12 protein-coding genes are annotated in these 12,601 nt (G+C 72.5%); 4 read left to right on the plus strand and 8 right to left on the minus strand.

The genetic code is table 11. From position 1 onward, the window contains the following. Nucleotides 1-111: 111 nt before the first annotated feature. Nucleotides 112-1,926 carry a S9 family peptidase gene (locus ABT300_RS08450; RefSeq protein WP_351673385.1) on the minus strand — a complete coding sequence of 605 codons (1,815 nt, stop codon included), beginning with the start codon at nt 1,924-1,926 and terminating at the stop codon, nt 112-114. 147 nt (nt 1,927-2,073) lie between these two features. On the opposite strand from ABT300_RS08450, the gene ABT300_RS08455 reads away from it, so the two are divergent. Then, nucleotides 2,074-2,883 carry an SURF1 family protein gene (locus ABT300_RS08455; protein ID WP_351673387.1) on the plus strand — a complete coding sequence of 270 codons (810 nt, stop codon included), beginning with the start codon at nt 2,074-2,076 and terminating at the stop codon, nt 2,881-2,883. On the opposite strand, the gene ABT300_RS08460 is transcribed toward ABT300_RS08455, so the two are convergent. The 4 genes from ABT300_RS08460 to ABT300_RS08475 all read right to left on the minus strand — a co-directional run bounded on the left by ABT300_RS08460 (nt 2,853) and on the right by ABT300_RS08475 (nt 7,430). After that, nucleotides 2,853-3,887, minus strand: coding sequence for a hypothetical protein (locus ABT300_RS08460; protein ID WP_351673389.1), 1,035 nt, complete (start codon nt 3,885-3,887; stop codon nt 2,853-2,855). The two genes, ABT300_RS08455 and ABT300_RS08460, sit on opposite strands and share 31 nt — an antisense overlap. 134 nt (nt 3,888-4,021) lie before the next feature. Further along, a complete protein-coding gene (locus tag ABT300_RS08465) occupies nt 4,022-4,705 on the minus strand; it encodes a SigE family RNA polymerase sigma factor (protein ID WP_351673391.1) in 684 nt (227 codons plus the stop codon). A 389-nt stretch (nt 4,706-5,094) separates the two neighbouring features. Further along, entirely contained in the window at nt 5,095-6,153 is a 1,059-nt protein-coding gene (locus ABT300_RS08470) for an aspartate-semialdehyde dehydrogenase (RefSeq protein ID WP_351673500.1), read from the minus strand. After that, nucleotides 6,153-7,430 carry an aspartate kinase gene (locus tag ABT300_RS08475; RefSeq protein ID WP_351673393.1) on the minus strand — a complete coding sequence of 426 codons (1,278 nt, stop codon included), beginning with the start codon at nt 7,428-7,430 and terminating at the stop codon, nt 6,153-6,155. The genes ABT300_RS08470 and ABT300_RS08475 overlap by 1 nt, the downstream gene beginning before the upstream one ends. A 192-nt stretch (nt 7,431-7,622) precedes the next feature. On the opposite strand from ABT300_RS08475, the gene ABT300_RS08480 reads away from it, so the two are divergent. Then, a complete protein-coding gene (locus ABT300_RS08480; protein WP_351673395.1) occupies nt 7,623-8,306 on the plus strand; it encodes a response regulator transcription factor in 684 nt (227 codons plus the stop codon). Beyond that, nucleotides 8,303-9,655 carry a sensor histidine kinase gene (locus ABT300_RS08485; RefSeq protein WP_351673397.1) on the plus strand — a complete coding sequence of 451 codons (1,353 nt, stop codon included), beginning with the start codon at nt 8,303-8,305 and terminating at the stop codon, nt 9,653-9,655. Before ABT300_RS08480 ends, ABT300_RS08485 begins: the two co-directional genes overlap by 4 nt. Before the next feature lie 10 nt (nt 9,656-9,665). On the opposite strand, the gene ABT300_RS08490 is transcribed toward ABT300_RS08485, so the two are convergent. After that, nucleotides 9,666-10,163, minus strand: a complete 498-nt coding sequence (locus ABT300_RS08490) for an SgcJ/EcaC family oxidoreductase (protein ID WP_351673399.1) — start codon at nt 10,161-10,163, stop codon at nt 9,666-9,668. 162 nt (nt 10,164-10,325) lie between these two features. On the opposite strand from ABT300_RS08490, the gene ABT300_RS08495 reads away from it, so the two are divergent. Further along, entirely contained in the window at nt 10,326-11,162 is an 837-nt protein-coding gene (locus ABT300_RS08495; protein WP_351673401.1) for a PhzF family phenazine biosynthesis protein, read from the plus strand. A gap of 105 nt (nt 11,163-11,267) precedes the next feature. Here the strand turns inward: ABT300_RS08495 and ABT300_RS08500 are convergent, their stop codons facing one another. Together ABT300_RS08500 and recR are read right to left on the minus strand one after the other, a co-directional pair. Continuing rightward, nucleotides 11,268-11,930, minus strand: a complete 663-nt coding sequence (locus ABT300_RS08500; RefSeq protein WP_351673403.1) for a DUF5063 domain-containing protein — start codon at nt 11,928-11,930, stop codon at nt 11,268-11,270. Continuing rightward, nucleotides 11,923-12,522, minus strand: coding sequence for a recombination mediator RecR (recR, locus tag ABT300_RS08505; RefSeq protein WP_057577883.1), 600 nt, complete (start codon nt 12,520-12,522; stop codon nt 11,923-11,925). The genes ABT300_RS08500 and recR overlap by 8 nt, the downstream gene beginning before the upstream one ends. Nucleotides 12,523-12,601: the final 79 nt, after the last annotated feature.

Below are 12,601 nucleotides of genomic sequence, written 5' to 3' on the forward strand. Positions count from 1 at the left end.
GGCTCCGCCCCCGGGCCCCCGCTCCTCAGACGCCGGAGAGGCTGAATTTCAGGCTCGATTCAACGCCGGGGCTGAATTTCAGGCTCGGTTCAAGGCCGGGGCTGGGGGTGGTCAGCGTAGGTGGGTTTCGGCGAACTCCAGTTCCAGGCGTACCTGTTTGATGCGCTCGTCGACGACCAGGGAGCCGTGGCCGGCGTCGTAGCGGTACACCTCGTGCACCGCTCCGCGGGCCTTGAGGCGCTCGACGTAGTTGTCGATCTGGCGGATGGGGCAGCGGGGGTCGTTCACGCCGGCCGAGATGTAGACGGGGGCCCGCACCTTGTCGACGTACGTCAGCGGGGACGAGGCCTCGAAGCGTTCCGGGACCTCCTCCGGGGTGCCGCCGAGCAGCGTGCGGTCCATCGCCTTCAGGGCTTCCATCTCGTCGTGGTAGGCCGTGACGTAGTCGGCGACGGGGACGGCCGCGATGCCCAGCGTCCACGCGTCCGGCTGGACGCCGAGACCCAGCAGGGTGAGGTAGCCGCCCCAGGACCCGCCGGTGAGGATCAGCCGGGAGGGGTCGGCCAGGCCCGAGCCCACCGCCCACTCCCGCACCGCCTCGATGTCCTCCAGCTCGATCAGGCCCACCCGGTGCTTCAGGGCGTCCGTCCAGGCCCGGCCGTATCCCGTGGAGCCGCGGTAGTTGATCCGCACGACCGCGTAGCCGTGGTCCACCCAGGCGGCCGGCGCGGCCGCGAAGGCGTCGCTGTCGTGCCAGGTCGGGCCGCCGTGGATGTCGAAGACGGTGGGCAGCGGGCCCTCCGCGCCGGCGGGCTGCTGCACCAGGGCGTGGATGCGGCCGCCGGGGCCCTCCACCCACACGTCCCGCACCGGGACCGAGCCCGGGGACTTCGCGCCCGGCGGGTCGAGGACCACGCCGCCGGCGGTGGAGCGCACGGCCGGCGGCTGCGCGGCCGACGACCACAGGTACTCCACGCTGCCGTCCGGCCGGGCGGTCGCCCCGGAGACGGTGCCGGGCGGGGTCGGGATCCGCTCCAGCCGCGCGCTCGCCAGGTCGTAGCGGAACAGCTCGCTGCGCGCCTCGAAGCTGTGCGCGACGAGCAGGCCCGAGCCGTCGGGATACCACTCGGCGCTGACGTCGCCCGGCAGGTCCAGGGCCAGGTCCGTCTGCGAACCGGTGGCCACGTCCCAGACCAGGGGCTCCCAGCGGCCGCGGCGCTGGTGGCCGATCAGCAGCCGGGTGTCGCCGTCGACCGGCGCGAAGCCCAGCACCTCCAGGCCCAGCTCCTCGGCGCCGCCCCGGGTGTCGTCCAGCTCGGCGACCGTGGCGCCGTCCGGGCGCAGGACGCGCAGCGCCGAGTGCATCGCGTCGCCGTGCTCGGTGTGCTCCAGGGCGATCAGCGAGCCGTCGTGGGAGAGGTCGCCGACGCCCGCCGACTCACGGTGGCGGTACAGCTCGAAGGGGGGCTCGCCGACCCGTGCGACATGGATCGTGGTGCCCTCCTCGTCCGTGGAGCGCCCGACGACCGCCGTGCGGCCGTCGCGGCCGAGGGCCAGGCCGGCCGGGTAGGAGGCGTCCAGGCCCGGCGCGGCCAGTTCGTCCTCGCCGCCCTCGAAGCGCTGACGGCGCCAGACGCCGAACTCGTCGCCGTCCTTGTCGTCGAACCACCAGATCCACGCGCCGTCCGGGGAGAGCACGCCGTCCGTCGTGCCGTTGGCCCGGTTGGTCACCTGGCGCTGTTCGCCCGTGGCGCGGTCCCAGGCGTACAGCTCGTAGGTCCCGGTCGCGTTCGACACGAAAAGGGAGTGGTCGGGGGCGTCCTCGGCCCAGTCGGGCAGGGAGACGCGCGCGGCGCGGAACCGCTGCTCCCAGGCCGGCGTCTCCTCGTACGGCTCGGGTGCGTCGGACCCGTTGCTCTCAGTCATGGCCCCATATTGCCCGTCCGCGCAGGCAATGAGACGCCGCGGTCGTCACCGTGTGCAGGACTTCCCACCGACTTCCCACCTGTTTCGCACCCTCGGGCCTCACCCCCGCCCGGCGAGGGCCCGCGTCCGCCCCGTACCGTGGACGGCGTGTACCGGTTCCTGCTGACGCCCCGCTGGTGGGGGATCAACGTCTTCGTGCTGCTGGCCATCCCCTTCTGCCTGTTCATGGGGTCGTGGCAGCTGAGCCGGTTCGAGTCGCGGGTGGACGGTCACCGCGAGGCGAAGGCGCAGGCCGCCTCGGCCCGCACGGAGGCGGCGCGTCCGCTGGCGGAGCTGCTTCCCGTGGACCAGGAGACCTCCGGCAGGCAGCTCACCGCCCGCGGACGCTACGGCGACCAGCTGCTCGTGCCGGGCCGGGAGCTGGACGGCCGCGACGGCTTCTACGTGCTGACCCTGCTGCGCACCGACGCCGGAAAGGCGCTGCCCGTGGTGCGCGGCTGGCTGCCCGGCGCCGCCGACGCCGCGAAGGCCCCGGCCGCGCCCGCCGGCGAGGTCACCGTCACCGGCGCGCTGCAGGCCTCCGAGCAGCCCGGCGACAACGGGGTGAGCGCCCGGGGCGGCCTGCCGGCCGGGCAGACCGCCGCGATCAGCGCCGCGTCCCTGGTCAACCTGGTGCCGTACGACCTGTACGACGCCTGGATCACCCTCGCCCGGGCGGACGCGCCGATGACGACGGTGCCGGTGAGCGCGGCCCCGAACAGCGGGCTCGACCTGAAGGCCTTCCAGAACCTGGGCTACACCGGCGAGTGGTTCGTCTTCGCCGGGTTCGTGGTCTTCATGTGGTTCCGGCTGCTGCGCCGCGAGGTGGAGTTCGCCCGGGACGCGGCCCTCGGGATCGTTGCCGAGGACGTCGCCGCGCCGGCCGTTCAGGACGAGGCGAGCACGCCCGTCCGGTAGATCGTCCCGGTGCAGGCGTTCGGCACCGTCGCCTTGAGCGTCGGCGCACCGGCCCCGGTCGTGTAGGACACGACGACGCTGCCTTCGGCGGCTCCGGCCGTGCCGTCCTCGGTGTACAGCTGGGCCGAGGCGCCGGAGGTCGTGTCGCCGGGGGTGCCGGCCGGTTCGGAGGGGGTCGGCGACGGGGACGCGGAGCCGCCGCCGTCGCCGCCGGAGCCGCCCGGGGTGGGGCAGGTCTCGGAGGGCGCCCAGGCGAACTTCACCTCGTAGGCGGAGCCGGGTGCGAGGGTGAGCTGCGGAACGTACAGGGAAGGGTCGGGCAGGGCGGCCGCGGCGTCGCCCGAGGCGTGCTCCACGACGGTGATCCTGGCGGCGTCGGCGGCGCCCTGGACGTCGAACGACAGGGCGACGGAGCCGCGGACGCTGCAGCCGGCGGCGGAGGAGTTCTGCACGCGGAAGGCGCCGTACACGATGCCCGCCGCGTCGGGCACGGCGACGGTGGGCGCGCCGCCCTCGAGCTGGGCCGGGGTGCAGGGCGGCGCGGTCGCCGGGGCCGAGAAGGTGGGCCCGGCGCCGCTGGAGGCAGTGCCCGAGGAGCCCTTGCCCTGGCCGGAGTCGGTGGCGCCGCCCTTGCCCTGTTCACCGGTGCCGCCGGAGGAGTCGCCGACCTTGCCCGAGGAGCCGCCGTCGGGGTTCTTCCCCTGATCGGCGCCCCCCTGCGCCTGTGAGGCCTGGCCGGCGATCGAAGGGTTGGCGTCGGAGCCGCCCGCGTTCGACACATGGAGCACGGCGGGGACGGCGGTGCCGAGGAAGAGGGCCGCGGCCGCCATGCCGACGGCCGCCTGCCGCTTGCGGGCCCGGCGGACGGGGACGGCTCGCCGCAGGTGGTCCAGGGCGCCGTCGCGCGGCTCCATCTCCTGGACGACGTCGTGGAGCATCCGGCGCAGTGCCAGCTCGTCCGAGTCGAGCCCTTCGGGGCCCTGGTCGTCGAGGTGGTGGTTCACGGTTGAGTTCCCAGCGTGCGATGGCTTCGGCTCGTGTGTGCGCGGCGAGGCGGTCGGCTGCCGCCGCGCGGGGGGCTCGTCGCGCTCTTGTTCGTCGTGGCCCCCGTGGGGTCCACGCTCTTCGGCTCCCCCGCTCACGCCGGCTCCTCCATGGCGACGCGCAGGGCGGCGATGCCGCGCGAGCCGTACGCCTTGACGGAGCCGAGGGAGATGCCGAGGGTCTCGGCGACCTGCGCCTCCGTCATGTCCGCGAAGTAGCGCAGCACGAGGACCTCGCGCTGCCGGCGCTGCAGGCCCTTCATCGCCTTGATCAGCGAGTCGCGCTCCAGCTGGTCGTAGGCGCCCTCCTCCGCGCTGGCCATGTCCGGCATCGGCTTGGACAGCAGCTTCAGGCCGAGGATGCGGCGGCGCAGCGCGGAGCGGGAGAGGTTGACGACGGTCTGGCGCAGGTAGGCGAGGGTCTTCTCGGGCTCGCGGACGCGTTTGCGTGCGGAGTGGACGCGGATGAAGGCCTCCTGGACGACGTCCTCGCAGGAGGCGGTGTCGTCGAGGAGGAGGGCGGCGAGACCGAGCAGCGAGCGGTAGTGCGCCCGGTAGGTCTCGGTGAGGTGGTCGACGGTGGTGCCGACGACCGCCGCGCCTTCGGCCTCTTCCAGGCCGTCGCGCTGACCGGGGACGCGGGTGGGCCGCGCTGCGGGCATGGGCGCGATCACCGGCATGCCGCCGGCCGTGCCGGACGCACGCGGGCGGAGGACGCCGAGCGGCGGCCGCAGGGCCGCGCCGCGGGGCGCCACAGGGAGTTCGAGTACCTCTGCCACGCCAGTTGGACGCACGTCCCCCCTGAGGGGTTGTACGCGTTCGGCGTCACGTTCGCGTCGGCCAAGGTCACGCGTACCCGTCTCATGTGTCCCGCTCTTCCCCTGTGTCCCATAGGAACGGGCGTCCCCACGCCCGGACCACGCGTCCCCGTAAGCGGCCACCGCGCCGGGGACGCTGTGATCGTTCACACGTCTGCGCACCCCTGAGGGTGACGGCAAAGACGCTCCCCGCCCTGCGCACGGTTGCGCGGAGCGGGGAGGAAATCTTCGGATGCGCAAGGTGGCCGATACAAGTGGTTCGGACCGTCGACCGGCTCACATTGCTTGAAAGATCCTACAATTGCGCGCGGCTGCGATCGACGCCCGTGCCGCAGGCCGGCTCCGCCGCCTCAGGACAGCTCGGCCGCGAGCAGCTCCGCGATCTGGGCGGTGTTCAGCGCGGCCCCCTTGCGCAGGTTGTCCCCGCACACGAACAGCTCCAGCGCCGTCGGGTCGTCGAGGGCCCGCCGCACCCGGCCCACCCAGGTCGGGTCGGTGCCGACCACGTCGGCGGGGGTGGGGAACTCGCCCGCCGCCGGGTTGTCGAAGAGGACGACGCCGGGGGCCGTCGCGATGATCTCGCGGGCGCCCTCGACGGTGACCGCGTCCTGGAAGCGGGCGTGGACGGTGACGGAGTGCCCGGTGACGACCGGCACGCGGACGCAGGTCACGGCCACCGGCAGCTTGGGCAGGCCGAGGATCTTGCGGGTCTCGTCCCGCACCTTCATCTCCTCGGAGGACCAGCCGTCCGCGCGCAGCGACCCCGCCCACGGGACGACGTTCAGCGCCACCGGCTCGGGGAAGGGCCCGGTGCGGTCGCCGACGGCCCGCCGCACGTCGCCGGGGTGGGTGCCCAGCTCGGTGCCGGCGACCATGGCGATCTGCTCCCGCAGCGTCTCCACCCCGGCCCGGCCGGCCCCGCTGACCGCCTGGTACGAGGACGCCACGAGCTCGCGCAGCCCGTACTCGGCGTGCAGCGCGCCCAGGGCGACGATCATCGACAGGGTGGTGCAGTTGGGGTTGGCGACGATCCCGCGCGGCCGGACCCGCACCGCGTGCGCGTTGACCTCGGGCACCACCAGCGGCACCTCCGGGTCCATCCGGAAGGCGCCGGAGTTGTCCACCACGACCGCGCCGCGGGCGGCGGCGACGGGCGCCCACTGCGCCGCGACCTCGTCGGGCACGTCGAACATGGCGACGTCGACCCCGTCGAAGACCTCCTCCGACAGGGCCAGCACCTCGACCTCCTCGCCGCGCACGGCCAGCTTGCGGCCGGCCGAGCGCGGCGAGGCGACGAGTCTGATCTCACCCCAGACGTCGGCCCGCTGGGACAGGATCCGCAGCATGACCGTGCCGACCGCCCCGGTCGCCCCCACGACCGCGAGCGTCGGTCGGCGCGTTGCCGAGATCAACGCCCGGTGCCCCCGTAGACGACGGCCTCGTCGCTGTCGGAGTCGAGTCCGAAGGCGCTGTGCACGGCGCGCACGGCCTCGTTGACGTCGTCGGCGCGGGTCACGACCGAGATGCGGATCTCGGACGTCGAGATGAGCTCGATGTTGACGCCCGCGTCGGACAGGGCCGTGAAGAAGTCGGCCGTGACGCCCGGGTTGGTCTTCATCCCCGCGCCGACCAGGGAGATCTTGCCGATCTGGTCGTCGTAGCGCAGCGAGTCGAAGCCGATGCCGGACTTGTTCTTCTCCAGGGCGTCGATGGCCTTGCGGCCCTCCGCCTTGGGCAGCGTGAAGGAGATGTCCGTCAGCCCGGTGGAGGCCGCGGACACGTTCTGCACGATCATGTCGATGTTGATCTCGGCGTCGGAGATCGTGCGGAAGATCGCGGCGGCCTCGCCCGGCTTGTCCGGCACGCCGACGACCGTGACCTTGGCCTCGGAGGTGTCGTGCGCGACACCGGAGATGATGGCCTGCTCCACCGGCTTGTCCCCTTGCTCGATCGGTGCACTGCTGACCCACGTGCCCTCGTGCCCGCTGAAGGACGAGCGGACGTGGATCGGGATGTCGTAGCGGCGGGCGTACTCCACACAGCGGTGGAGCAGCACCTTGGAGCCGGAGGCCGCGAGCTCCAGCATGTCCTCGAAGGCGATCCAGTCGATCTTCCGCGCCTTCTTCACCACACGCGGGTCGGCGGTGAACACGCCGTCCACGTCGGTGTAGATCTCGCACACCTCGGCGTCGAGCGCGGCGGCGAGGGCGACGGCCGTGGTGTCGGACCCGCCGCGCCCGAGCGTGGTGATGTCCTTCTTGTCCTGGCTGACGCCCTGGAACCCGGCGACGATCGCGATGTTGCCCTCGTCCAGCGCCGTCCGGATGCGGCCCGGCGTGACGTCGATGATCCGGGCCTTGTTGTGGACCGAGTCGGTGATGACGCCTGCCTGGCTGCCGGTGAACGACTGGGCGCTGTGCCCCAGGTTTTTGATCGCCATCGCCAGCAGGGCCATGGAGATCCGCTCTCCGGCGGTCAGCAGCATGTCGAACTCCCGGCCGCTGGGCATCGGTGACACCTGCTCGGCGAGATCGATCAGCTCGTCCGTCGTGTCGCCCATCGCGGAAACGACGACGACCACCTGGTGGCCGTTCTTCTTCGCTTCCACGATCCGCTTGGCGACGCGCTTGATGCCCTCGGCATCGGCTACGGAGGAGCCTCCGTACTTCTGCACGACAAGGCCCACGTGCGCTCCTCGCTCAGTTTGTCTCTTTCCGCACATACGCCCTTGTACTGCGGTCGGCTCAGTCTAACGAGCGCCCGAAATCCACCTCCGGGATACCGCATGGTGAGATGCCGGCCGGGCGCTGTGGTGGTCCCTGCCCACTCTCGCGCCGGTGATAGCTGTGAATTAAGTTTCAAGGACTAATGTGCGAGCGTGCACGTACTCCTGGTGGAAGACGACGAGCCGGTCGCCGAGTCGCTCCGACGCGGACTGAAGCGGTACGGCTTCGAGGTCGACTGGGTGAGCACCGGCGCCGCCGCCCTCGCCCACCCCGGTCCCTACGACGTGGTCCTGCTGGACCTCGGGCTGCCCGACACCGACGGCCTCGACGTCTGCAAGGCGCTGCGCGAGCGCGGAGGCGTGCCGATCATCGTGATCAGCGCCCGCAGCGACGAGACGGACCGGGTGGTCGGACTGGAGCTGGGCGCCGACGACTACGTGTCCAAGCCGTTCGGGGTGCGCGAGGTGATCGCCCGGATCCGCGCGGTGATGCGGCGCGTGCAGCCGCGCACCGCCGCCGGGGTCCCCGTCGACCGCTACGGAGCGCGCCTGACCATCGACCGCAAGGCGGCCCGCGTCCATGTGGACGGCGCGGAGATCCCGCTCGCGCCGAAGGAGTACGACCTGCTCGCCTTCCTCACCGAGGAGCCGGGGGCGCTGATGTCGCGGGAACAGATCATGGAAGCGGTCTGGGACGCGAACTGGTTCGGCCCCACGAAGACGCTGGACGTGCACGTGGCGGCGCTGCGGCGGAAGTTCGCCGGGGTGGTGGCCATCGCGGCGGTGCGCGGGGTCGGCTTCCGGCTGGAGATCGTCGAGGACGCCGAGTCCGCATGAACCGCCAGCTCATCCGCAGCTACATCCTGCTGGTCGCGGTCGCCATCCTGCTGTTCACGGTGCCGGTCGCCTTCACGCTCACCAAGCAGCTGCGCGACGACACCGAGCTGTCCGTCAAGCGCGAGGCCGACACCATGGCGCTGCTGCTGGGCAACGGCGACCGCATCTCGTGCGAAGCGCTGACCGAGGTGGCCGAGGCGTACGGCGAGGGGACGCCCGGAGACGTCCAGGTGACCCCCACCGAGAGCTGCACCCCCGACCTGCCGGCGCCCGCCCCGGGCCCGGCGCTGACCCGGGCCGTGCGGCACGACCAGCCGACGACCGACTGGGGCTCGGACTTCATCTGGGGCGACCGGCTGACGATCACCGTGCCCGCCCAGGGCGAGGCGGCCGTGCGGATCGTGTACTCCACCTCGGACATGACCCGGCGGCTGTGGAGCATCTGGGGCTTCCGCGCCGGGCTCGCCGTCCTCGTCCTCGGGGCGGCGGCCGCGATCGGCGCGTACGCGGCCCGCCGGATCACCGCACCGCTGCGCGCGCTCAACTCGATGGCGAGCAGGTTCAGCGACGGCGACCTCACCGCGCGATCCCCGGTGACGGGACCGCCGGAGACCCAGACCCTGGCGCGCACCCTCAACCAGGGCGCGGAGCGCCTGGACACCCTGGTCGCCTCGCAGCGCATCTTCGTCGCGGACGCCTCGCACCAGCTGCGGACCCCGCTGACGGCGCTGCGGCTGTCGCTGGACAACATCGCGGACGGGGTGGACGACGAGTTCGTCCGTGAGGACGTGGAGCAGGCCACGGCGGAGGTGGTCCGCATGAGCCGGCTGGTGAACGGCCTGCTGGTGCTGGCCCGCGCCGAGGCGAAGGTGACGGCTGCGGAGCCGCTGCCGTTGAAGGACATCGTGACCGAACGGCTGACGGTGTGGAGACCGGCCGCCGACGAGCGCGGAGTCACCATCGCGCTCAGGGGGAGTGGTGTCGACGGCCGGCCGTCTGTGCTGGCCAGCCCCGGTCACCTGGACCAGGTGCTGGACAACGTGCTCTCGAACGCCCTGGAGGTGTCGCCGGACGGCGGTGGGATCACCGTCCGGCTGGAGTCCGCGGCGGGCGAAGTGCTCATGTCGGTGGAGGACGAGGGGCCGGGCATGTCGGACGCGGAGAAGTCCCGTGCCTTCGACCGCTTCTGGCGCGGTCAGGGCCTCACCGGACGCTCCGGGTCCGGGCTCGGCCTCGCCGTCGTCAGACAGCTGGTGACGGACGACGGCGGGACGGTCCGCCTCGAGGACGCTCCCGGGGGCGGCCTGCGCGTGTGCTTCACGCTCCGGGCGGCCCCGCGGGCGGGGTGATCCGGGGCGGTCAGCTCTCCGGCATCGCCGACGAGTGGTGGTTGACGATCAGCCACTTGCCGCCGCGCTTCTCGTACTCGTAGGTGTAACGGGCCTCGACGACGTTCTTCTTGCCGGTGGCGGGGTCGGTGAGCGTGAACTGGTACACGCCGCTGTCGAGGGCGGAGTTGCCGTCGAGGACGTTGATGTGCGTCTCGATCTTCTTGCCGACCGGCTTGTTCTGGAGGAAGTGCTCCATGTAGTCCACGATGCCGGCGCGGTCGGTGCGGACCTTGTTGGAGAGGGTGGGCAGCAGGACCGCGTCCTTGGCGTAGCGGTCGGCCACGACCTGCGGGTCACGGGTCTGCAGCGCGGCGTTCCAGCCGTCGAACAGGGCGGCGATCTGCTTCTTGCTGGGCTTCGAGGGCTTCTCGGGGCCGGCCGCACTGACTCCGACCGACACCGTGGCCGCGGTGACGACGGCGGTGGCGGTGACGAGGGCGGCGCGTATGCGGGTCTTGCGGGTCATCGCAACTCCTGTGCGTCTTGCTGCTGTTGGGATGACTCAAGACTCGCGTCCGGCTGGTTAGGGCCCGTGCAGCTGCCGTACAGGGGACGTTTAAGACCCTCCCAATTCTCGGCCGGAGCCGGTGGCGGGACGGCCCGCGAGCGGCTGCGCTACGGTCGCCCCATGGAGGTTCTGCGCTATGTCGCGTTCAGCGCCGACCCGGCCGGGGGCAACCCCGCCGGCGTGGTGCTCGACGCCACCGGCATCGACGAGAAGACCATGCTGGCGACGGCGGCCGAAGTCGGCTACTCCGAGACGGCGTTCGCCGTGCCGTCCGACGAAGGCGGCCTGGCCGTCCGGTACTTCAGCCCGCTCGCCGAGGTGCCGTTCTGCGGCCACGCGACGATCGCCACGGCGGTCGCCCACGCCGAGCGGCACGGGACGGGCACGCTGGTCCTGCACACGAACGTCGGGAAGGTCCCCGTCACCACCGACGTGGCCGACGACGGCAGCACGGTGGCGACCCTCGTGAGCGTCACCCCGCACACCGAGCCCCTCGCCGACGACGATCTGGCGGCGCTGCTGTCGGCGCTGCGCTGGTCCGCCGACGAGCTCGACCCGGCCCTGCCGCCCCGCGTCGCCTACGCCGGGGCCCGGCATCCCGTCGTCGCCGCGGCCGACCGCGGCCGGCTGGCCGCCCTCGACTACGACATGCCCGCCCTGGCCGCCCTCATGGCCCGCCGGGACTGGACCACCGTCGACCTGGTGTGGCGGGAGTCCCCGACCGTCTTCCACGCCCGCAACCCGTTCCCGCCCGGCGGGGTCGTCGAGGACCCGGCCACCGGCGCGGCGGCCGCCGCCTTCGGCGGATACCTGCGCGAGCTCGGACTCGTCCCGTCGCCCGCGACGCTGACGATCCACCAGGGCGCCGACATGGGCCGCCCGAGCACCCTCACGGTCTTCGTGCCGGCCGGACGGGACAGCGGGATCCGCGTCACGGGGACGGCCGTGCCCCTCTGACACGCCGTCCCCTCCACCCGGGGGCGACCGCTTCGCGGGCCCGCCCGTCCGCCTCGCGCACCCGTGCCGGGCGTCGCGGGGCAGACGGGAAACCGGGGACAGGCCCTAAGGGTGGGGCCGCACGCCCAGCTGTCCGCCGATCTCCTGGGCCATCACGCGGCCCGCCTCGAACTCCAACGTCTCGTCGCCCAGGGGGGACTGGTCGGTGTCGAGGCCGTCCAGCTCCTCCAGGGGCTGGTCCAGCCGGATGTGGGCGAGGACCGAGTGCAGGGCGCGCAGCGTCGCCGACGCCGTGGAGCCCCAGTTGGAGAAGTAGGAGAACTGCCACCACCACAGGGCCTCGGTGATGCGGCCCGCGCGGTAGTGGACCATGCCGTGGCGCAGGTCGGCGATGACGTCGGCGAGGTCGTCGGAGATCCGGGCCGGCACGGGGGCCTTGCGGGGCTCGTAGGGGTCGAAGACCTCGGAGTAGACGTCGACCGGCTCCAGCAGGCGGGCCAGGTTCTCGCGGAGGTCGTCCACGTCCGGCTCGAAGCCCGGGTCGGGCTCGTAACGCTCATCGGGGACGATGTCCTCGTGCGCGCCGAGACGGCCGCCGGCCAGCAGGAGCTGGGAGACCTCCAGGAGGAGGAAGGGGACCGCCGAGCCCGGTTCGTCGCCCTTGGCCACCTCGGTGACGGCCACCAGGAAGCTCTCCACCTGGTCCGCGATCTGGACCGCGAAGTCGTCCGGGTTCGGGCCGGTCGCGTGCAGCGTGGCGTCAGACATCTAGGAGTCGTCTCCCCTCGAAGGCGCGGCCGAGGGTGACCTCGTCCGCGTATTCCAGGTCGCCACCCACCGGGAGGCCGCTGGCCAGGCGGGTGACCTTCAGGCCCATGGGCTTGATCATGCGGGCGAGGTACGTGGCGGTGGCCTCGCCCTCCAGGTTCGGGTCGGTGGCCAGGATCAGCTCCGTGACCGTGCCGTCGGCGAGCCGAGCGAGGAGTTCCCTTATGCGCAGGTCGTCGGGGCCGACCCCCTCGATCGGGCTGATGGCGCCGCCCAGGACGTGGTACTTGCCGCGGAACTCACGCGTGCGCTCGATCGCGACGACGTCCTTCGGCTCCTCCACGACGCAGATGCAGCTCGGGTCGCGGCGCGGGTCGCGGCAGATGCCGCACAACTCCTCCTGCGCCACGTTGCCGCAGGTCGCGCAGAAGCGGACCTTCGCCTTGACCTCCAGGAGGGCGTGCGCGAGCCGCCGCACGTCCGTCGGCTCCGCCTGCAGGATGTGGAAGGCGATCCGCTGCGCGCTCTTGGGACCGACGCCGGGCAGCCGCCCCAGCTCGTCGATGAGGTCCTGGACCACGCCTTCGTACAACGGACTGCCGTCCTTCCTGGGGTTCCTTGCGGTACGTACGGTAGTCGGCCGGGGCCGGTCCGCGTAAGGCGGACGGGCT

It is taken from the genome of Streptomyces sp. NPDC001027 (genome assembly GCF_040299045.1).
GTDB lineage: Bacteria > Actinomycetota > Actinomycetes > Streptomycetales > Streptomycetaceae > Streptomyces.